Consider the following 19,350-nt stretch of genomic DNA (forward strand, 5'->3'; position numbering starts at 1 on the left):
TGCGGGTCGAGAGGGCTAGACCGGGTCGTCGTCCGACTTCGCACCGAAGACGATCTCGTCCCACGACGGCATCGAAGCGCGTCCCTTGCGCTGTGCCTTGCCGTTGGTGGGCTGGGCCGGTTCCTCGGGCTCTGCTGCGCGCTGTTCGCGGGCGGCTTCGAACTCGGCCGTGTCGAACACGCCCGCGCCGAAGACCGAGCCGGTCTGAGGTGTCTGCCTCGTGTGCGGAGTGACGGGCGTCAGCGTGCCGGGCTCGTCGTCGACCGTCGGAGCGGATTCGCGCTCACCGCGACGCTTGCGCAGCGCCTCGAGGAGGTCTGCGGTCTGGTTCGGCTGCGAGGAAACCTCTGCCTCACGGTTGATGGCGGCCTGGGTCGCAGCCTTCGAGGAGGTGCCGCGTCCGAAGGGCGTCTCGGTCAGCGTCGAACCCTCCGGAGCCCGGAAGACTTCGGGAGTCGCGGAACGCAGCCCGTCCTTCGCCTCGCCGAGCGCGTCGCCGCGCAGTCCGTCGGTGAGGTCGTTGTCGATCGTGAACGCGCCGCTGTCGAAGCGGGAGGTGTCCGGACCGGAGTCGTTGAGGTCAACGGCGCGCAGGCGGGGGATGAGGCCGGCCGGCATGTCGCCCTGGCGGGAGAGCGTCGTCGCCTCGCTGCCGATGGGCGCGAGCGCGAGCTTCTTCGGCTCGAAGGCCCACCTGGCGTCGTGTTCGACCTGGTCGGCCGTGAAGGCGAGCTTCACGATCCAGCCGCCCTCCGCGTCCTTCCAACTCGTCCAGCGCTCACCCGTCGCCCCGAGGCGTTCGAGGCGAGCCCGGATGACGCTGCCGAACGTCGCGTCCGTGTCATCGCTCGTGCCGTCGGTGGTGGGGAGCACGGCAACACCGAGAGCGGTGCCGACGATGTGCTCGCGCTCGGCGATCACGGGACCCTCGAAGCGTTGTACGTATTCGAGCGATGCACCCGTCACCGCTGCGACGTCCTCGGCCGACAGGCCGCCGCGGATGTGCGCCTGCACCTCCCGAGGACTGATCTTGACGGCCGCGCCGGTCACCGGCCCGACGGGCTTGGCCCGACGGAGGTGGACGTGGAAGGAATCGTCGACGATGAGTCGGAACTCCTCTTCGTTCTGATTCGCCACGATCAGAGCTCCGAGCTCCGAGCCGACAACCTTCAAATCCTGCATGATGAATGCCTTTCAGCGCGCCACGTGATGTACCCACGTTCTCATGGATGACGGGCATATCCGGGGAATAGACCGGGCGTGCCGTCAGTTGCACGCAGAGGTTCCGCCACCCTGTGAAAATGCGGTTTGCAATTCATGCGGAACTGATGCAAACTGTGCCCGCCGATTTTGTTCCGGCGGCATCGAGAAGTGGATAGGCATGGCAACTGATTACGACGCTCCCCGCAAGACTGACGACGATTCCGAGTCGATCGAGGCCCTCAAGGAGCGCGTTCCAGACAAGCTGTCCGGAGTCGTCGACTCGGAGGATGCCGACAACCCCGGCGACTACAACCTGGGCGGGGCCGACCTCTCGGACCTCGACCTCGATGTGGTCGTCCTCCCGCCGCAAGCGGACGAGTTCACCTGTGTGAACTGCTTCCTCGTGAAGCACCGCTCGCAGCTCGATCACGAGACGAAGCTCGGCCCGATCTGCGCGGAGTGCGCAGCCTAGACGGCTTCCTTCGCAGTCGCGATCGCGGCGGCGAGACGATCCGGATACCGGGTCGACAACAACCAATACGGAGTGGGGTCGTCGTCGTCAACGACGGCGACCTTCACAACAGGCGACACCCATCCTCGGATGAGTAGCCAGGCGCGGGCATCCAGACGGGGCCCGCGTTGTTGTTTTGCGGCCTCCCCGTCGTATTCGACGGTCTCACCGAGACGCTCGACGGGGATCGACGCCCGACCGGCGCGCAGGATTCCGTTCTGCACCTCGATCCTCGGAGCGCCGAGCACGGCGATCCCGACGCACCCGGCGTAGAGGACCACCGCCCCGATGACCCCGACGATGAACGACACCGGGGCGAGGACGAGCATCGTCGCTGGAATGACCAGCGCGAGTGCGGCGAAGACCCAGATGCTGGGCCAGAGTGTTTCACGGTAGGGCTGCATGTATGCCTTGTCTCAGAGTTCTGCACTACCCTCGATTCGTGACCGAAAGCGTTGACGTACTCATTATCGCGCCGGAGATCCCCGGCTACGCACACCCGGGCGACGCCGGGGCCGATCTCCTGTCGAGCGAGACACTGACTCTCGAGCCCGGAGAACGTGCGCTCGTGGGCACTGGCGTGTCCATCGCCCTCCCTGACGGGTTCGCGGCGTTCGTCGTTCCTCGCAGCGGACTCGCAGCTAAGCACGGCATCACCGTGGTGAATTCACCCGGGACCGTCGATGCCGGCTACCGCGGCGAGATCAAGGTCACCCTGCTGAACACCGATCGGACCGAACCGTACTCCGTCACGGCCGGCGATCGCATCGCTCAGCTCATCATCATGCCGGTTGCTCGGGCGAGGTTCATCCCCGTCGAGAAGCTCCCGGGCAGCGACAGAGGGGCCGGCGGCTTCGGCTCGACCGGCACGGCGGCGTTCACGACGGACGCCGGACAGACAGGAGTCATGGCATGAGCGATCTCGAAGACCTTCCAGAGCTGGACACGGAGGCCGAACTGCCCGATGAGGACAAGTCGGCGCCGGAGGACCGCGAGAGCGAGGGCCCGTTCGATGAGAGCGAAGCCAACCCGGTCCGGCCATACATCGACCTCGGGGGAGTGAAGGTGCTCCCGCGCGAGGGCCTCAACCTCCGCCTCGAAGTCGAGGAGAGCACCAAGCGCGTGGTGGCCGTCGGTCTCGACTATGCGGGCTCGACGCTGCAGATCCAGCCGTTCGCGGCACCGCGGTCGACCGGTCTCTGGCACGAGACCCGTGCGCAGATCGCCGAGCAGATCGCCTCGCAGGGCGGCAAGGTCACGGAGAAGGACGGCGACTTCGGTCCGGAGCTCATCGCAGAGGTCCCGTCCGGCGGCGCAGCTGGCGCGAACGCGACGCACATCGCGCGCTTCATCGGCGTCGACGGCCCGCGCTGGTTCCTCCGCGGTGTCGTCGCGGGTGACGGAGCGGTGAAGCCGGAGTCCGCAGCGCTCGTCGACGACCTGTTCCGCAGCATCGTCGTCGTGCGCGGCAACACGCCCATGCCTCCGCGCGAGCTCATCCCGCTGCGGATGCCGACGGCGACCAGCGCGTAGGGCGAGCTGTGAGCACTTCTTCTCCAGGTGATGACGCCCGGCCGGAATCGGAGCAGGCGAAGCGGCCGGCGACGTTCGGCGATGCGCTGAGCCAGGCGGCACGCAGTTCCGGCCTCGCGCCGCTCGCCTCTGGTGACGCGCCGACGGGCAAGGCGCTGCTCTCGGCGATGGGCGGCATCCGCGGTCTCATCGAGGCGATCCTCCCAGGACTCGTCTTCCTGGTGGCGTACTCGCTCACCCGCGACCTCATCCCCTCGCTCATCGCGCCCGTGGTCATCGGCGTCGGATTCGCCATCGCCCGTCTGGTGCAGCGGCAGTCGCTCACCCAGGCGATTGGCGGACTCCTCGGCATCGCGCTCTCCGCCGTGCTCGCACTGTTCACCGGGCGCGCGGAGGACTACTACGTCCCCGGGTTCTGGACCAATGGCGGGTACGCCCTCGGACTGCTCGTCTCCGTGATGGTCGATTGGCCGATCATCGGCCTGATCGCCGGATACCTGCTCGGCGTCGGAACCACCTGGCGCACCCACCCGGGTCAGCGACGGGCCATGCGGTGGCTCACGCTCGTCTGGGCCGCGATGTTCATCGCCAGACTCGCGGTGCAGCTGCCTCTTTACTACAGCGGCAACGTCGACGCCCTCGGTGCGACGAGACTGCTCATGGGCATCCCGCTGTACGCCCCGCTCCTCGTGCTGACCTGGCTCGTCGTCAGGGCCGTGTTCCAGAAGCCGCAGGCGGAGAAGCAGGCGGACGAGCCGAAGCTGTGAAGCTGCTAGAATTGTCTTGACATCAAGATAGTTGCATGGCGCTCGGGCAGAGGTCCGAGCAGCACGGAGTTAGGTGAGCCTTGCTAGCCGCGGAGTGGTCCGCCGCAGCAAGATTGATCGCAGGGCACGTGTGCATCCGCCGGCGCCAATGAAGGAGAAGACATCATGTCTACGGTGAACAGCTTCGGGGCGAAAGACACCCTGACCGTCGGTGAGACCGACTACGAGATCTATCGCATCGACACGGTCGACGGCCACGAGAAGCTGCCGTTCAGCCTCAAGGTCCTGCTCGAGAACCTGCTCCGCACCGAGGACGGTGCGAACATCACCGATGCGCACATCCGTGCCCTCGGCGAGTGGGTCCCCACCGCCGAGCCGGACACCGAGATCCAGTTCACGCCGGCGCGCGTCGTGATGCAGGACTTCACCGGCGTGCCCTGCATCGTCGACCTCGCCACCATGCGCGAGGCCGTCGAGACCCTCGGCGGCGACGCCAACAAGATCAACCCGCTCGCACCGGCCGAGATGGTCATCGACCACTCCGTCATCGCCGACCTCTTCGGCACCGAGAACGCCCTCGAGCGCAACGTCGAGCTCGAGTACGAGCGCAACGGTGAGCGTTACCAGTTCCTCCGTTGGGGCCAGACCGCGTTCGACGACTTCAAGGTCGTCCCGCCGGGAACCGGCATCGTCCACCAGGTCAACATCGAGTACCTGGCCCGCGTCACCATGACCCGCGAGGTGGGCGGCGTGCTCCGCGCCTACCCGGACACCTGCGTCGGCACCGACTCGCACACCACGATGGTCAACGGCCTCGGCGTGCTCGGCTGGGGCGTCGGCGGCATCGAGGCAGAGGCGGCCATGCTCGGCCAGCCCGTCTCCATGCTCATCCCCAAGGTCGTCGGCTTCAAGCTGTCCGGCGCGATCCCCACCGGTGTGACCGCGACGGACGTCGTCCTCACCATCACGCAGATGCTGCGCAAGCACGGCGTCGTGGGCAAGTTCGTCGAGTTCTACGGTGCAGGCGTCGCCCAGGTGCCCCTCGCCAACCGCGCCACCATCGGCAACATGAGCCCCGAGTTCGGCTCCACCGCCGCGATGTTCCCCATCGACGACGTCACGCTCGACTACCTGCGCCTCACGGGCCGCAGCGACGAGCAGGTCGCCCTCGTCGAGGCGTACTCGAAGCAGCAGAAGCTCTGGCACGACCCGGAGACCGAGCCGGTCTTCAGCGAGTACCTCGAACTCGACCTCGCGACCGTCGTACCGTCCATCGCCGGCCCGAAGCGCCCGCAGGACCGCATCGAGCTGAGCGACGCGAAGTCGCAGTTCGAGCGCGACCTCAACGACTACGCACAGGTCGAGCACGACATCGTCGACCTCGTCGGCGCAGGTTCCTTCCCGGCTTCCGACCCGGCGGGAACCACGCCGCAGGACGAGGACGAGCACAACCACCACCACCACACGCACAAGAGCCACGCACCCACCACGGCCTCCAAGCCGACGGCTGTCTCGCTCTCCAGCGGTCAGGACTTCACGCTCGACCACGGTGCTGTCGCCATCGCTGCCATCACCTCGTGCACCAACACGTCGAACCCCTCCGTGATGCTCGCAGCCGGCCTCCTGGCCCGCAACGCCAGCCAGAAGGGCCTCAAGGCGAAGCCGTGGGTCAAGACCACGCTCGCCCCGGGTTCCAAGGTCGTCACCGACTACTACGAGAAGGCCGGCCTGACCGCCTACCTCGAGGACCTCGGCTTCTACACGGTCGGCTACGGCTGCACGACCTGCATCGGCAACTCCGGCCCGCTGCTCGAGGAGATCTCGACCGCCGTCCAGGACAACGACCTCGCCGTCACCGCGGTCCTCTCCGGAAACCGCAACTTCGAGGGTCGCATCAACCCCGACGTGAAGATGAACTACCTCGCGAGCCCGCCGCTCGTGATCGCCTACGCCCTCGCCGGTTCGATGAACTTCGACTTCGAGGTCGACGCGCTCGGACAGGACACCGACGGCAACGACGTCTTCCTCAAGGACATCTGGCCCGACGCGGCCGAGGTGCAGGACACCATCGACTCCTCCATCAACAAGGAGATGTTCACGCACGAGTACAACGGCGTGTTCGACGGCGACGAGCGCTGGCGTTCGCTCTCCACCCCGGAGGGCGCGACCTTCGAGTGGGACGAGAAGTCGACGTACGTGCGGAAGCCCCCGTACTTCGAGGGCATGACCATGGAGACCACGCCGGTCTCCGACATCGCCGGTGCACGCGTCCTCGCGAAGCTCGGCGACTCGGTCACGACCGACCACATCAGCCCGGCCGGCAACATCAAGGCCGACAGCCCGGCAGGTCGCTACCTCGACGAGCACGGTGTCGAGCGCAAGGATTACAACTCCTACGGCTCGCGTCGTGGTAACCACGAGGTCATGATCCGCGGCACCTTCGCGAACATCCGTCTGAAGAACCAGCTCCTCGACGGCGTCGAGGGCGGCTACACGCGTGACTTCACGCAGGCGGACGCTCCGCAGTCGTTCATCTACGACGCGTCGCAGAACTACCAGGCGGCAGGTACCCCCCTCGTCATCTTCGGTGGCAAGGAGTACGGCTCCGGTTCGTCCCGCGACTGGGCTGCGAAGGGCACGAGCCTCCTGGGCGTCAAGGCCGTCATCACGGAGAGCTTCGAGCGGATCCACCGCTCGAACCTCATCGGCATGGGCGTCGTCCCGCTGCAGTTCCCCGCAGGCGAGAGCTGGGCGTCGCTCGGCCTCGACGGCACCGAGGTCGTCTCGATCACCGGTATCGAGGAGCTCAACAACGGTGTGACCCCGAAGACGGTCAAGGTCGTCGCAGCGCCGAGCGAACACTCGCCGGCCGGCAAGGAGACCATCGAGTTCGACGCGGTCGTCCGTATCGACACGCCTGGTGAGGCCGACTACTACCGCAACGGCGGCATCCTCCAGTACGTGCTGCGGAGCCTCGTCTAAGCTGCACGCACCATCTCGAGGGCCGGATCCAGCGCCGCTGGGTCCGGCCCTCTGCCATTGCATCGCGCAGATCCGCTGACCGACCGGACGATGCGCATAACAGGTGAACGCGCACCGCGCCACGGGCATGCCCAGGCAGGGCGAACGCGTAGACTCGAACGAGGCCCAACGGCCATTCGGAAGGACGACAGCGTGACATTACTCGAGCAGGTGAACGGCCCTCGCGACCTCGACGGGCTGACCGTCGAGCAGCTCGAGCAGCTGGCATCGGAGATCCGCACGTTCCTCATCGAGAACGTCTCCCAGACAGGCGGCCACCTCGGGCCGAACCTCGGCGTCGTCGAGCTCACGATCGCGATGCACCGCGTGTTCCACTCGCCGCGTGACCCCATGGTGTTCGACACCGGTCACCAGTCGTACGTGCACAAGCTCCTCACCGGTCGGCAGGACTTCACCGGTCTGCGGACCCGCGGCGGGCTCGCGGGGTACCCCCAGCGGTCGGAGTCGGTGCACGACATCGTGGAGAGCTCTCACGCCTCCAGCTCGCTGAGCTGGGCCGACGGGATCTCGCGGGCGTTCCAGATGACCGGTCAGGACGACCGGCACGTGGTCGCGGTCGTCGGCGACGGTGCGCTCACGGGCGGCATGACGTGGGAAGCGCTCAACAACATCAGCGATGACAACACCCGAAACCTCGTCATCATCGTGAACGACAACGGCCGTTCGTACGCGCCGACGATCGGCGGCATGGCCCGCTTCCTGAGCGACGTCCGCACCCGAAACACCTATCGCAGCCTGCGGGAGACCAGCCAGCGCGCGTTCAGCTTCTTCGGGGCGCCGGGGCGCGCCCTCTACCGCGGTGTCCGCGGCGGCACCCACGGGTTCCTGTCCCGCCTGACGAACAACGAGGCTCTCTACTCCAACCTCGACATCAAGTACATCGGACCGGTCGACGGCCACGACGTCCGCGCCATGGAGGAAGCCCTCACCCAGGCCAAGAACTTCGGTGCGCCGGTCATCGTGCACACCATCACCGAGAAGGGCCGTGGCTACCAGCCTGCCCGCGACGACGCGGCCGACCAGTTCCATGCGGTCGGACGCATCGACCCGGAGACGGGCGAGCCGGTCGGATCCTCATCGAAGCCGTCCTGGACGAGCGTGTTCAGCGAGGAGATGGTCTCGATCGCCGACGACAACCAGCGGGTCGTCGGCATCACGGCAGCCATGCTGCGACCGGTCGGTCTGTACGACTTCGCCGAGAAGTACCCGGAGCGCGTCCACGACGTCGGCATCGCCGAGCAGCACGCCTTCACCTCGGCTGCCGGCCTCGCCTACGGCGGACTCCACCCCGTCGTCGCCGTCTACGCGACGTTCGTGAACCGCGCGTTCGACCAGCTCCTGATGGACGTCGCCCTGCACAAGGCCGGTGTCACGGTTGTGCTCGACCGCGCCGGCGTCACCGGCCCGGACGGCCCGAGCCATCACGGGATCTGGGACCTCGCCGTCCTGCAGGTCGTCCCCGGCATCCGGATCGCAGCGCCCAGAGACGGCGCGAGGCTCCGGGAGGAGCTGCGGGAAGCGGTGGCCGTCGATGACGCGCCGACCGTCATCCGGTTCCCGAAGGGCAACGCCGCGGCCGACATCGACGCCGTGGAGCGTCTGCACGACGGCGTCGACGTCCTGCGCCGTTCGGATCGTCACGACGTCCTGATCGTCGCGGTGGGGCCGATGGCGCCCATCGCCCTCGATGTGGCCGAGCGGCTCTCGCACCAGGGCATCGGCGCGACCGTGGTAGATCCGCGTTGGGTCGTTCCCGTGCCTGAGTCGATCATCAGCCTGTCGGCGCAGCACCGGCTCGTCATCACGATCGAGGACGGCATCCGAGTCGGCGGCGTCGGCACCCGCATCCGCCAGAGCCTCCGCGAGGCCGGTGTGGACACGGCCGTCGACGAGCTCGGTCTGCCGGACGAGTTCATCGACCATGCGACGCGTGAGCAGATCCTCGAGGACACCGGCCTCTCTGCGCAGCAGATCGCCCGCGACGTCGTCGCTCAGGTGCTCGGCTCGCGGATCCCGGTTGCCCGTCCGCTGCCCGAGGAGGCCGACGGCACGGTTCGCTACTCCACGACGGTCGAGCACTCCGAGTCGTCCCGGGACTAGGCAGCGCCGGTCAGGTGCCGCTCGTGTCAGCGATCGCGCCACCGATCGTGTATCGGAGCTCGACGGCGCCACTCGGGAAGCTCGTCGAATCCACGAGCCGGTAGCCCTGATCGATCCCACGGAGCGGGAGGAGCGGCTTCCCCGTGCCGAGGACGACCGGCATGAGTGTGAGCCACAGTTCGTCGAGGGCGTTCGCAGCGGCGAACTGGGCCGCAACGGGACCGCCGCCGACGATCCAGACGTCCTTGCCCTTGGCGGAGGCGTCGATTCTGCCGAGCAGCGCGCTCACGTCTCCTGAGACGAACGACACGTTCGCGCCGGCGATGGGTTCGAGCGCGCGAGTGGTGAGCACCCACACCGGCAGGTCGCCGTACGCCCAGGAATCGGCGTCGGTGCGCTGCATAAATTCGTACGTGGCCGATCCCATCACGAGCGCACCGATCCGGGCGAAGAACACGTCGTAGTGCTCCTGGAACTCCTCGAAGCCGAAGCGGAGGAGCCAATCGAGATCATCATCGGGTGTGGCGATGAAGCCGTCGATCGAGCCTGCGACGTAGTAGATCCTGCTGGTCATGCGCCGACGGTACCGGAGACCGCCGACACGAAGAGCAGCGGGCTGATGCAGCCGATCGCAAACGCTTGACCTGGAGTGCGCTCGAAGTCGTATCGTTGCGGACATGACCTCAACCGAACCCGCTGTCGTTGCAGGCGCCCAACAGGCGACAGAGGAGCGCTTCGCGATCTCCGACGTGGCCGAGCGCACAGGACTCAGTGTGCACACGCTGCGCTACTACGAGCGCACCGGGCTGATGCCGCGGCCCATCGACCGCGCATCGTCGACCCATCGGCGGTACTCGGAGTCCGACATCAACTGGGTGGTCTTCATCACCCGGCTGCGGTCGACCGGCATGCCGATCGCGCGCGTCCGCGACTACGCCGACCTTGCCAAACACGGGGACGACACCGCGGAAGCCCGGTTGGAGCTGCTGTTGCGCCACCGGATCGCGTTCGTCGCGAAGCTGGAGGACATGCAGCGGTCGCTCGAGGTCATCGACCACAAGATCACGATCTACACGGAACAGGTGGCACAACGATGAAGCACATCACACTCGGCGCGAACGGTCCGGACATCGGACGCATCGGCCTCGGCTGCATGGGGATGTCCGCGTTCTACACGGGAGCCGGGACCGACGACGTCGCATCGACGGCCACGATCCATCGTGCACTCGAACTCGGCGTCACCTTCTTCGACACCGCTGAGATCTACGGGCCCTACACCAACGAGGAACTCCTCGGGAAGGCGCTGGCCGGACGCCGCGACGAGGTCACCCTCGCGACGAAGTTCGGCACCATCCGTCACACGAGCGACAACCAGCGCGGTTCGGACGGCAGCCCGGCGAACGTCCGGTTGTCGATCGAGGGCTCGCTCAAGCGCCTCGGCACGGACTACGTGGACCTGTACTACCTGCACCGCGTCGACCCCGGCACCCCCATCGAGGACACGGTCGGTGCGTTGGCCGAACTCGTCGCTGAGGGCAAGATCCGGCACATCGGCCTGTCGGAGGCTTCACCCGAGACGATCAGGCGTGCGCACGCCGTGCACCCGATCACCGCACTGCAGACCGAGTACTCGCTCTGGAGCCGCGAACCCGAAGCGGAGATCCTCCCGACCGTCCGTGAACTCGGGATCGGCTTCGTGCCGTACTCGCCGCTCGGGCGCGGTTTCCTGACCGGGGCGATCCGATCGCTCGACGCGCTCGACGAGAGCGACTTCCGCCGCGCGAACCCGCGGTTCGAGGGTGAGAACCTGCGGGCGAACATCGCCATCGTCGAAGAGGTCGACGCCGTCGCAGCGTCGATCGATGCGACGCCGGCGCAGGTCGCGCTCGCCTGGTTGCTCGCGCAGGGCGACGACATCGCGCCGATCCCCGGCACGAAGCGGATCAGCTACCTGGAGGAGAACCTGGGAGCCGACGACATCGTGCTGGGTGCGGAGCAGCTCGCCCGCCTCGACGCGCTGAGCGCTCCGGTCGGCGACCGTTACGCCGACATGTCCCCGCTCAACCGGTAGCGGTCGTTGGGGCGTCGGTCCCTGAGTACCCAGTCCCTGAGCTTGTCGAAGGGTGCCCTTCGACAAGCTCAGGGACCGGGGCTGGATCTCAGGGACCGGGCTGGAGCTCTAGACGTTCTCGACGCCGCGGATCGGGGGGTGGTGGAACGTGTCGCCGAAGACCCGCTCGCTCGCGCCGACACGGTCGAGGTACGGGGTGGCTCCGCCATCCTGGAACGGCCAGCCGGCGCCCAGGATCAGACCGAGGTCGATGTCCTCCGCAGCCGCCACGACGTGCTCGTCGAGCATCAGCTTGATCTCGGCCGCGAGCCCGTCCTCGACGCGACGCAGGATCTCCGCCTCCGTGAGGGGCGACTTCCCGACCGTCAGAACCTTCTGAGCCTGCTTCGTGAAGCCGGTGACCTTGCCGCCCTTGTCCTTCTCGACGACGGCGTCGAGCTCGGCGAGCCGGTGCAGGTTGTCGGAGGCGAAGAAGCGGTCAGGGAACTTCCCGACCATCGTGTCCTGCACGTGGGCCGCGACCTTCCAGCCGACGAGGTCGATGAGCTGGAACGGCGTCATCGGCAGTCCGATGGGCGCGAACGCCTTCTCGACCGTGAGCAGGGGTGTGCCCACGTCCAGTGCATGTGCAGCCTCGCCCATGACCTTGGCGAGGAGGCGGTTCACGATGAAGCCGGGGGCGTCAGCCGTGAGGATCGCGCTCTTCTTGAGCTTCGCGGCCGTCGCGAACGCCGTCGCGAGCGTCTCGTCGTCCGTCTTCGGGGCCTTGACGACCTCGAGGAGCGGCATCACGGCGACCGGGTTGAAGAAGTGGAAGCCGACGAGGCGCTCGGGGTGCTGCAGCTTCGCGCCGATCTCCTCGACGGAGAGCGACGAGGTGTTCGTCGCGAGGACCGTGGTCTCTGACACGTACTGCTCGACGTCGGCGAACACGGCCTGCTTGACGCCGACCTCCTCGAACACGGCCTCGATGACCCAGTCGCAGTCCGCGAAGTCGGCCTTGTCGGTCGTGCCGGACAGCAGTGCCTTCAACCGGTTGGCCTCGTCGGGGGAGACCCGCCCCTTGCCGAGCAGTGCGTCGATCTCGCTGATGATGTGCGCAGTTCCCTTGTCGACGCGTCCCTGGTCGAGGTCGGTGATGACCACTGGCACCTGGAGCCGGCGGAGGAAGAGCAGCGCGAACTGGCTCGCCATCAGCCCGGCGCCGATGATGCCGACCTTCGTGACAGGGCGGGCGAGCGAACGGTCCGGAGCGCCGACCGGCCGCTTGGCACGTTTCTGAACCAGATCGAAGGCGTACATGCTCGCCTGGAACTGGTCGCCGGCGACGAGAGCGGAGAGTGCTTCGTCCTCGCGTTCGAAGCCCTGCTCCTTCGTGCCGCTACGCGCGGCCTCCAAGAGGTCGAGGGCGGCGTACGGGGACTTCGCGACCGTGCCGATGCGGCTCTCGAGCATTTTGCGCGCCGTCGAGATGGCGATGGGCCACTTGATCGTGCGCTCGACCTTGCCAGGCACGTTCTTCCGTTCGACCTTGACACCGCCGAGCACGCCGTCGGCCCACGTCAGCGAGTCCTCGAGGAAGTTGGCGGACGGGAAGATCGCGTCCGCGATGCCGAGTTCGAAGACGTCCTTGGCCTTCAGCATCCGGTTGTTCTTCAACGGGTTCGAGATGACGACGTTGAGCGCGTTCTCGATGCCGATGAGGTTCGGCAGGAGGTACGCGCCGCCCCAACCCGGGATGAGGCCGAGGAAGACCTCCGGGAGTGCAACGGCGGGCGCCGAGGCGTCGACCGTGCGGTAATCGGCGTTGAGACCGATCTCGAGGCCGCCGCCGAGCGCGAGCCCGTTGATGAACACGAAGGTCGGCACGCCGAGTCCGTCGAGTTTGCCGAGGACGTGGTGGCCCAGCTGGGCGAGCTTCCGGGCGGCGGCGCGGGACGGGACGTCCCCGACCTTGCTGAGGTCGGCGCCCGCGGCCAGGATGAACGGCTTGCCCGTGATGGCGACGCCGTCGATCTCGCCGGCCGCAGCGCGCTTGCGCAGGCCTTCGAGGACACCGTCGAGTTCGAGGATCGTCGCCGGACCGAGCGTGTTCGGCCGGGTGTGGTCGCGACCGTTGTCGAGGGTGACGAGCGCGATGGTGCGGCCGCTCGGAACGGTGACATCCTTGACGAAGGAGTGTGTGACGACCTCATCCTCTGACAGTGCGAGGAGCTCGGAGAAGTCGATCGTGGTGTAGTCGGTCATCACTTCTTTCCCTTCTTGCCGGTGAAGTACGGGTTCTCCCAGATGACGGAACCGCCCTGGCCGAGGCCGACGCACATGGCGGTCAGACCGTAGCGGACCTCGGGGTGCTCCTGGAACTGGGCGGCGAGCTGGATCATCAGCCGGACGCCCGATGCCGCAAGCGGGTGGCCCATCGCGATGGCGCCGCCCCACTGGTTGACGCGCGGGTCGTCATCGTCGATGCCGAAGTGGTCGAGGAAGGACAGGACCTGCACGGCAAATGCCTCGTTGAGCTCGAACAGCCCGATGTCGTTGATCGTGAGGCCGGCCTTGCGGAGTGCCTTCTCGGTCGACGGGACCGGGCCGAGGCCCATGATCTCCGGTTCCACGCCGGCGAACGCGAAGCTCACGAGGCGCATCTTCGGTGTGAGGCCGAGTTCCTTGGCCGCCGCAGCGCTCGACAGGAGGCTGACGGTCGCGCCATCGGTGAGCGGCGACGCGTTGCCTGCCGTCACCCGGCCGTGTGGGCGGAACGGGGTCTTGAGGCCCGCGAGGCCCTCCATCGTCGTCTCGGGTCGGAGACCCTCATCGCCGGTCGCCAAGCCCCAGCCCGCTTCGCTGCGGAGCGCGACGGGGACGAGGTCCGGCTGGATCTTGCCGGCTGCGTACGCGGCGGCGACCTTCTGCTGGCTGCGCATGCCGAAGCGGTCGGAGCGCTCCTTCGTGAGCGAGGGGAAGCGGTCGTGGATGCGCTCGGCGGTCTTCCCCATGTTGAGGGCGTCCTCGCTCACGAGGCGTTCTGCGAGGAAGCGCGGGTTGGGGTCTGCCCCGAAGCCCATCGGGTGGCGCCCCATGTGCTCGACGCCGCCAGCGAGGACGAGGTCGTAGGCGCCGAAGGCGATGCCGCTGCCGAGGGTCGTGACCGAGGTCATCGCCCCGGCGCACATACGGTCGATCGCGAAGCCGGGAACCGACTTCGGCAGTCCTGCGAGGAGTGCGGCCGTGCGGCCGAGCGTGAGGCCCTGGTCGCCCTGCTGGGTCGTGGCGGCGATCGCCACTTCGTCGATGCGCTCCTTGGGGACGGACGGGTTCCGCTCGAGCAGGCCGATGATGGCCTTCACGATCAGATCGTCCGCTCGGGTGTTCCAGTACATGCCCTTTTCGCCGGCTCGTCCGAACGGGGTTCGGACTCCATCCACGAATACGACGTCAGCTTGTTCGGCCACGTTGCCTCCTCTAATCGGCTGTCGAGGACGATCCTAGAGGCGGAATCCGAACGGCTCCCGAGGTGCAGCGCTTCCTACGAAGGCTCCTCGACCTCATCGGCCGCTCGTTGGTTGGACTCCACAAAGGCATCGGCGATCGTTTGTGCGGTTGCGTCGATCTGCCAGGGGCGTGCGTCATGGTTCCTGAGTGCTGCTGCGACCGCATCGGCGGTCAGCTCCGCCGGGGGATTCCACGAGAGGCGACGCAGCGTCTCCGGCGTCAGCAGGTTCTCGACCGGCATGTGGAGCGCCTCTGCGCGCTCGGTGATGCGGGCCCTGGCCTCCGTGTACCGTTCGTGGGCTTCCGGGTTCTTGTCCGACCAGCTCCGCGGAGGAGGCAGGGTGTCGCTCGCCGGACGGCTCACCGGCAGGTCCTCGGTGCTCTGACCGGTGGCGATGGCGTTCCACCAGACATCGGAATCCGACCGGCTCGTACGGCCCCGGAAGTCCTTGATCGCGAGGAGGTCGCGCTTCGTGGGCGGGTTCACCTTCGCGGCCGCGGTCAGCGATGCATCGGGGATCAGGCGACCTGGGGCGGTGTCGCGCTCACGCGCGAGCGCGTCGCGCGCCAGCCAGAGCTCGCGTGCGACCGCGAGGTTGCGGAGGCCGCGGATCGCGTGCACCCCGGAGAGACGACGCCACGGTTCTGCACGCGGAGCCTTGGTCTCGCGCGCGAGCGTCGCCTGGAACTCCTGGCGGGCGATCTCCGTCTTGTCAGCCTCGGCGAGCCGACGCACCATGTCGTCGTAGACGTCGACGAGCAGTTCGACGTCGAGCGCTGCGTATTCGAGCCAGGACTCCGGCAACGGCCTGGTCGACCAGTCGGCAGCGGAGTGCTCCTTCGCGAGGTGGATGCCGAGGACCTCCTCGACGACGGCGCCGAGCCCGACGCGGTCGAGCCCGAGGAGACGGGCGCCGAGTTCGGTGTCGAAGAGCTCAGAGGGGTCGATGCCGACCTCGCGCAGACATGCCAGGTCCTGGCTCGCCGCGTGCAGGATCGACACCTCGCCCTGGATGAGGGCACCGAGTTCCGCCATCGAACCGATCGCAGGCGGGTCGTAGAGGAAGACGCCGGCGCCGCGGCGGTAGACCTGGATGAGGTAGGCGCGCTGCGAGTAGCGGTAGCCGGACGCGCGTTCGGCGTCGAGGGCGAACGGGCCGGTCCCGGCCGCGAGCGTCTCGAGCGATGCGAGGTACGCTTCGCGCGTGTCGGTCACGGAGCGGACGGTCGGAACCGCATCGGTTGCGGGTTCAGTCACGGTGTGCTCGTTTCAGAGAAAGCAGGGTTACCCCTTCGCTCGTCGGCGGGAGGCCGGCGAGCATACAGAGCAATTCTCCCCAACCTTCCACATGGGAGGCAACTTCACTGTCGAGCGGGGTCCACGAAGCACGCAGTTCGATCTGTGCGCCGTCGCCCTGGCTCGCGAGTTCTCCGAAGCCGCTCGAGATGACTTTCGTGGCCGTGCCGGATGCGGCCGTGTAGCTGGCGGACCTCGTGTCGAGGGCGTCGACGAGCCACGACCAGGCGACCTCTGCGAGGAACGGGTCGAGTCCGATGTCCGTCTCCAGCGGGGCCTGCGCGAAGCACACGACGCGGAAACGGCCTCCCCACGACTCGGAGCCGTCCGGGTCGTAGAGCAGGACGAAGCGCCCGGTGCCGAGTTCGGAATCGGTGTCGTGCCGCGACGGGGAGACGTCGGCTGCGAGCGCGATCGCGTACGGCGCGAGGTTGCTCGGCGCCGGGATCTCATGCATCTGCAGTTCCGGCCTCGTCGTGGCTCCACGAACGGAGTCCACCGCGCGGGCGAACTCTTCGGGAACCTTGGCCGTCATGGGTCTGTCTGCCACGTGTGAAGACTAGAGTTACATCCCGATGAAACCGCAGAGGCACGCCGATCACGTCAGGGGGCGCGAGATCACCCGCCCCAGAGTCACCGGAACCGTCGCTGGAGCAGTGGCCGTGACGGGGTTGAGCGTGCTCGCGGCGGCCGCTGCGGCCGGGGTCGTGCTCGTCGGCGCGGTGGCGCGGAAGGTCGTCGTCCCCGCGCGGGACCGCCCGAGCGAGAGCCGCATCCTCCGCCTCGACCGCGACGCAGGGACCATCGAGCTCGTCGCGACGCCCGACACGGTGGTTCCTGGTCGGTACGGCAGCTGGGTCGCGAAGCGGGCCGCGTACGTGCAGCTGGGCGACATCATCGAGACCACGGAGGCCTCCGTCGTCCGCACGCTCCTCGGTGGCGACGTCGATTCGCTGCGGGTCGGGCAGGATTCGGAGTTCTCCGGCTGGTTCTTCCGCCGACCGGAGGAACTGGGGCTGCCGCACATCGACGTCGAGATCTCCACCGAACTGGGGCCGGCGCCGGCCTGGGTCGTGCATCCAGAGGACGGGCCGTCGACCAAGTGGGCGGTCCTCGTGCACGGCAGAGGCACGACCCGCTCCGAAGCGCTGCGGGCCGTGCCAACGTTCCGCGCGGCAGGCTACTCGTGTCTGCTGGTCTCCTACCGCAACGACGGCGATGCGCCGCCGACACCGGACTTCCGCTACTCGCTCGGCGACGAGGAGTGGCGGGACGTCGACGCCGCCATCGCGTTCAGCCGCGAACAGGGCGCGACCGACGTTGTGCTCATGGGGTGGTCGATGGGCGGCGCGATCGTCCTGCAGGCGTCCCGCCGCACGAGTCATCCAGAACTCATCAGGGCCGTCGCGCTGGATTCGCCCGTCATCGACTGGGTCGACGTCCTCCAGCACCAGGCGAGGGAGAACCGTATTCCAGGACTGGTGGGGCGGGTGGCGCTGCTCGCGATCAGCCGCAGCTGGGGGAGACTCCTGACCGGGCAGGCGACGAGCATCGACCTCACGCGGCTCGACTACGTCGCGAACGCCGCCGACCTCACGCTGCCGATCCTGTTGATGCACAGCGATGACGACGGGTATGTGCCGGCCGGTCCGTCACGCGCGCTCGCGAAGGCGCGTCCCGACATCGTGACGTTCGTCCCGTTCGACGTGGCGCGGCACACGAAGCTCTGGAACTACGACCCGGAGCGGTGGAGTGCGGCGGTCGCCGATTGGCTCGACGGCCTCGAGGGGTTCACGACGCCGTAGCGCCGGTGTCCGGTCCCTGTCAGGACCTAGTGGGCCTGACGCTCGCGCAGCTGGCGCTTCGTGCGGCCGAGCAACGCGGACATGCCGCGCAACCGCAGCGGCGACACCGCACGGGACAGACCGATCATCTGCGGGAAGTCGTCCGGGACCGCGAGGACCTCATCGACCGTCAGCCCTTCGAGACCCTGCACGAGGATGCTCGCGAACCCGCGGGTCGTCGGCGCCTCCTGCGGCGCCGTCGCGAAGAGGTGCACGATGTCGTGGTCGTCCACCTCGACGAAGAAGAACACGGGCGCCTGGCATTCGAGCACCCGCTCCAGCAGGTCCGGGTGGTCGGCGTAGCGCTCAGGCAGCTCGGGCAGTTCGTTGCTGAACTCGAGAAGCAGCTGCAGCCTGGCGCGTTCTTCGACGGCCAGGAATTCATCGCGGATCTCGGCCAGGTTCGGGGCCAGCGTCACATCAGTCATGGTATTTCCAGTATCTCGCGTCGGCGGCGTCCCCTCGCCCTTCACAGCAACGATCCTCCGTTCTCAGGACCTCGTGCCCGGCGACCGCAAGGTACAAGCGGGCTCGTGCTCTTCTTGAGAACGGAGGATGTCGGTGTCCGTCGCCGATCAGCGGCGGACGGGAACCTCGCCCGCTTCAGCGCCCTGCACGATCGGCACACGGACGGCGCTGCCCCACTCCGTCCACGATCCGTCGTAGTTGCGGACGTTCTCGAAGCCAAGCAGGTGCTGCAGGACGAACCAGGTGTGGCTCGACCGCTCGCCGATGCGGCAGTACGCGATGACCTGGTCGCCGGTGTTCAGCCCCGCGCCGTCGCGGTAGATGGCGTCGAGGTCGGCTGCAGCCTTGAACGTGCCGTCCTCGGCGACGGCCTTCGCCCACGGCACGCTCTGCGCGCTCGGGATGTGGCCGGCGCGGAGTGCGCCCTCCTCCGGGTATGCGGGAGCGGTCGTGCGCTCACCGCTGTACTCCTCGGGGGAGCGGACGTCGATGAGCGGGTTGCCGAGGTGGGCGAGCACGTCGTCCTTGTACGCGCGGAGAACCGTGTCGTCGCGCTCGACGACCGGGTACTCGACGGGCGTCGGGTTGGATTCCTCCGTGGTGATCTCGCGGCCGTCGGCGATCCACTTGTCGCGTCCGCCGTCGAGCAGTCGGACGTCCTCGTGGCCGAAGAGACTGAACACCCAGAGGGCGTATGCGGCCCACCAGTTGTTCTTGTCGCCGTAGATGACGACCGTCGAGTCACGGGCGATGCCCTTCGACCCGAGCAGCGTCGCGAACGCCTCGCCGTCGATGTAGTCGCGCTCGACCGGGTCGTTGAGGTCCGTGTGCCAGTCGATCTTGACCGCGCCAGGGATGTGACCCGTCTCGTAGAGCAGCACGTCCTCATCGGATTCGACGACGACGAGGCCAGGCTCGCCCAGATGGGCCTGCAGCCAGTCTCCGGTGACGAGACGCTCCGGGTGCGCGTACTCGGCGAACTTCGTCGACGATGAGTCGGTCTCGACGGTCATGGTTTCCTC

18 protein-coding genes are annotated in these 19,350 nt (G+C 67.6%); 9 read left to right on the forward strand and 9 right to left on the reverse strand.

Annotation, left to right across the window (positions count from 1 at the left end; translation table 11 throughout):
* Positions 1 to 15: 15 nt before the first annotated feature.
* The gene (gene sepH / locus ACL9RL_RS15405; RefSeq protein WP_422781151.1) at positions 16 to 1,182 is read right to left on the reverse strand and encodes a septation protein SepH; all 1,167 of its coding nucleotides are present in this window, start codon (positions 1,180 to 1,182) and stop codon (positions 16 to 18) included.
* 199 nt (positions 1,183 to 1,381) lie between these two features.
* On the opposite strand from sepH, the gene ACL9RL_RS15410 reads away from it, so the two are divergent.
* Positions 1,382 to 1,675 carry a DUF4193 domain-containing protein gene (locus ACL9RL_RS15410; RefSeq protein ID WP_422781152.1) on the forward strand — a complete coding sequence of 98 codons (294 nt, stop codon included), beginning with the start codon at positions 1,382 to 1,384 and terminating at the stop codon, positions 1,673 to 1,675.
* On the opposite strand, the gene ACL9RL_RS15415 is transcribed toward ACL9RL_RS15410, so the two are convergent.
* A complete protein-coding gene (locus ACL9RL_RS15415; protein WP_422781153.1) occupies positions 1,672 to 2,118 on the reverse strand; it encodes a DUF3093 domain-containing protein in 447 nt (148 codons plus the stop codon). The two genes, ACL9RL_RS15410 and ACL9RL_RS15415, sit on opposite strands and share 4 nt — an antisense overlap.
* A gap of 38 nt (positions 2,119 to 2,156) precedes the next feature.
* On the opposite strand from ACL9RL_RS15415, the gene dut reads away from it, so the two are divergent.
* The 5 genes from dut to dxs all read left to right on the forward strand — a co-directional run bounded on the left by dut (position 2,157) and on the right by dxs (position 9,156).
* A complete protein-coding gene (gene dut, locus ACL9RL_RS15420; RefSeq protein WP_422781154.1) occupies positions 2,157 to 2,630 on the forward strand; it encodes a dUTP diphosphatase in 474 nt (157 codons plus the stop codon).
* Positions 2,627 to 3,247: a DUF3710 domain-containing protein gene (locus ACL9RL_RS15425; protein WP_422781155.1), complete on the forward strand. Its 621-nt coding sequence runs from the start codon at positions 2,627 to 2,629 to the stop codon at positions 3,245 to 3,247. The genes dut and ACL9RL_RS15425 overlap by 4 nt, the downstream gene beginning before the upstream one ends.
* Positions 3,248 to 3,255: 8 nt before the next feature.
* Positions 3,256 to 4,014 (forward strand): DUF3159 domain-containing protein, encoded by a 759-nt coding sequence (locus ACL9RL_RS15430; RefSeq protein WP_422781156.1) that lies wholly within the window; start codon positions 3,256 to 3,258, stop codon positions 4,012 to 4,014.
* A gap of 165 nt (positions 4,015 to 4,179) precedes the next feature.
* Positions 4,180 to 6,996, forward strand: a complete 2,817-nt coding sequence (locus ACL9RL_RS15435) for an aconitate hydratase (protein WP_422781157.1) — start codon at positions 4,180 to 4,182, stop codon at positions 6,994 to 6,996.
* A 192-nt stretch (positions 6,997 to 7,188) separates the two neighbouring features.
* Positions 7,189 to 9,156, forward strand: a complete 1,968-nt coding sequence (dxs, locus tag ACL9RL_RS15440; protein ID WP_422781158.1) for a 1-deoxy-D-xylulose-5-phosphate synthase — start codon at positions 7,189 to 7,191, stop codon at positions 9,154 to 9,156.
* A 10-nt stretch (positions 9,157 to 9,166) separates the two neighbouring features.
* Here dxs and ACL9RL_RS15445 read toward each other — a convergent pair whose 3' ends face one another.
* Complete coding sequence (locus ACL9RL_RS15445; RefSeq protein WP_422781159.1) at positions 9,167 to 9,730, reverse strand: dihydrofolate reductase family protein; 564 nt, start codon at positions 9,728 to 9,730, stop codon at positions 9,167 to 9,169.
* A gap of 103 nt (positions 9,731 to 9,833) precedes the next feature.
* Here ACL9RL_RS15445 and ACL9RL_RS15450 point away from each other — a divergent pair, with 103 nt between their 5' ends.
* Both ACL9RL_RS15450 and ACL9RL_RS15455 read left to right on the forward strand, forming a co-directional pair.
* Positions 9,834 to 10,253, forward strand: a complete 420-nt coding sequence (locus ACL9RL_RS15450; protein ID WP_422781160.1) for a MerR family transcriptional regulator — start codon at positions 9,834 to 9,836, stop codon at positions 10,251 to 10,253.
* Entirely contained in the window at positions 10,250 to 11,227 is a 978-nt protein-coding gene (locus ACL9RL_RS15455) for an aldo/keto reductase (RefSeq protein ID WP_422781161.1), read from the forward strand. Before ACL9RL_RS15450 ends, ACL9RL_RS15455 begins: the two co-directional genes overlap by 4 nt.
* Positions 11,228 to 11,335: 108 nt before the next feature.
* Here the strand turns inward: ACL9RL_RS15455 and ACL9RL_RS15460 are convergent, their stop codons facing one another.
* From ACL9RL_RS15460 to ACL9RL_RS15475, 4 genes are all read right to left on the reverse strand, one after another.
* Positions 11,336 to 13,474, reverse strand: coding sequence for a 3-hydroxyacyl-CoA dehydrogenase NAD-binding domain-containing protein (locus tag ACL9RL_RS15460; protein WP_422781162.1), 2,139 nt, complete (start codon positions 13,472 to 13,474; stop codon positions 11,336 to 11,338).
* Positions 13,474 to 14,679: a thiolase family protein gene (locus tag ACL9RL_RS15465; protein ID WP_422781163.1), complete on the reverse strand. Its 1,206-nt coding sequence runs from the start codon at positions 14,677 to 14,679 to the stop codon at positions 13,474 to 13,476. The genes ACL9RL_RS15460 and ACL9RL_RS15465 overlap by 1 nt, the downstream gene beginning before the upstream one ends.
* A 74-nt stretch (positions 14,680 to 14,753) precedes the next feature.
* Positions 14,754 to 15,977 carry an HRDC domain-containing protein gene (locus ACL9RL_RS15470; protein ID WP_422781164.1) on the reverse strand — a complete coding sequence of 408 codons (1,224 nt, stop codon included), beginning with the start codon at positions 15,975 to 15,977 and terminating at the stop codon, positions 14,754 to 14,756.
* Positions 15,970 to 16,551, reverse strand: coding sequence for a DUF3000 domain-containing protein (locus tag ACL9RL_RS15475; RefSeq protein ID WP_422781185.1), 582 nt, complete (start codon positions 16,549 to 16,551; stop codon positions 15,970 to 15,972). The genes ACL9RL_RS15470 and ACL9RL_RS15475 overlap by 8 nt, the downstream gene beginning before the upstream one ends.
* A 40-nt stretch (positions 16,552 to 16,591) precedes the next feature.
* On the opposite strand from ACL9RL_RS15475, the gene ACL9RL_RS15480 reads away from it, so the two are divergent.
* On the forward strand, positions 16,592 to 17,821 hold the full coding sequence (locus ACL9RL_RS15480; RefSeq protein WP_422781165.1) for an alpha/beta hydrolase family protein: 1,230 nt from the start codon (positions 16,592 to 16,594) through the stop codon (positions 17,819 to 17,821).
* A gap of 26 nt (positions 17,822 to 17,847) precedes the next feature.
* On the opposite strand, the gene ACL9RL_RS15485 is transcribed toward ACL9RL_RS15480, so the two are convergent.
* Both ACL9RL_RS15485 and ACL9RL_RS15490 read right to left on the reverse strand, forming a co-directional pair.
* Positions 17,848 to 18,288: a SufE family protein gene (locus ACL9RL_RS15485; RefSeq protein WP_422781166.1), complete on the reverse strand. Its 441-nt coding sequence runs from the start codon at positions 18,286 to 18,288 to the stop codon at positions 17,848 to 17,850.
* A gap of 147 nt (positions 18,289 to 18,435) precedes the next feature.
* Positions 18,436 to 19,341, reverse strand: a complete 906-nt coding sequence (locus ACL9RL_RS15490; RefSeq protein WP_422781167.1) for a sulfurtransferase — start codon at positions 19,339 to 19,341, stop codon at positions 18,436 to 18,438.
* Positions 19,342 to 19,350: the final 9 nt, after the last annotated feature.

Origin of the sequence: Plantibacter sp. Mn2098 (assembly GCF_049319745.1) — a bacterium.
Lineage (GTDB): Bacteria > Actinomycetota > Actinomycetes > Actinomycetales > Microbacteriaceae > Plantibacter.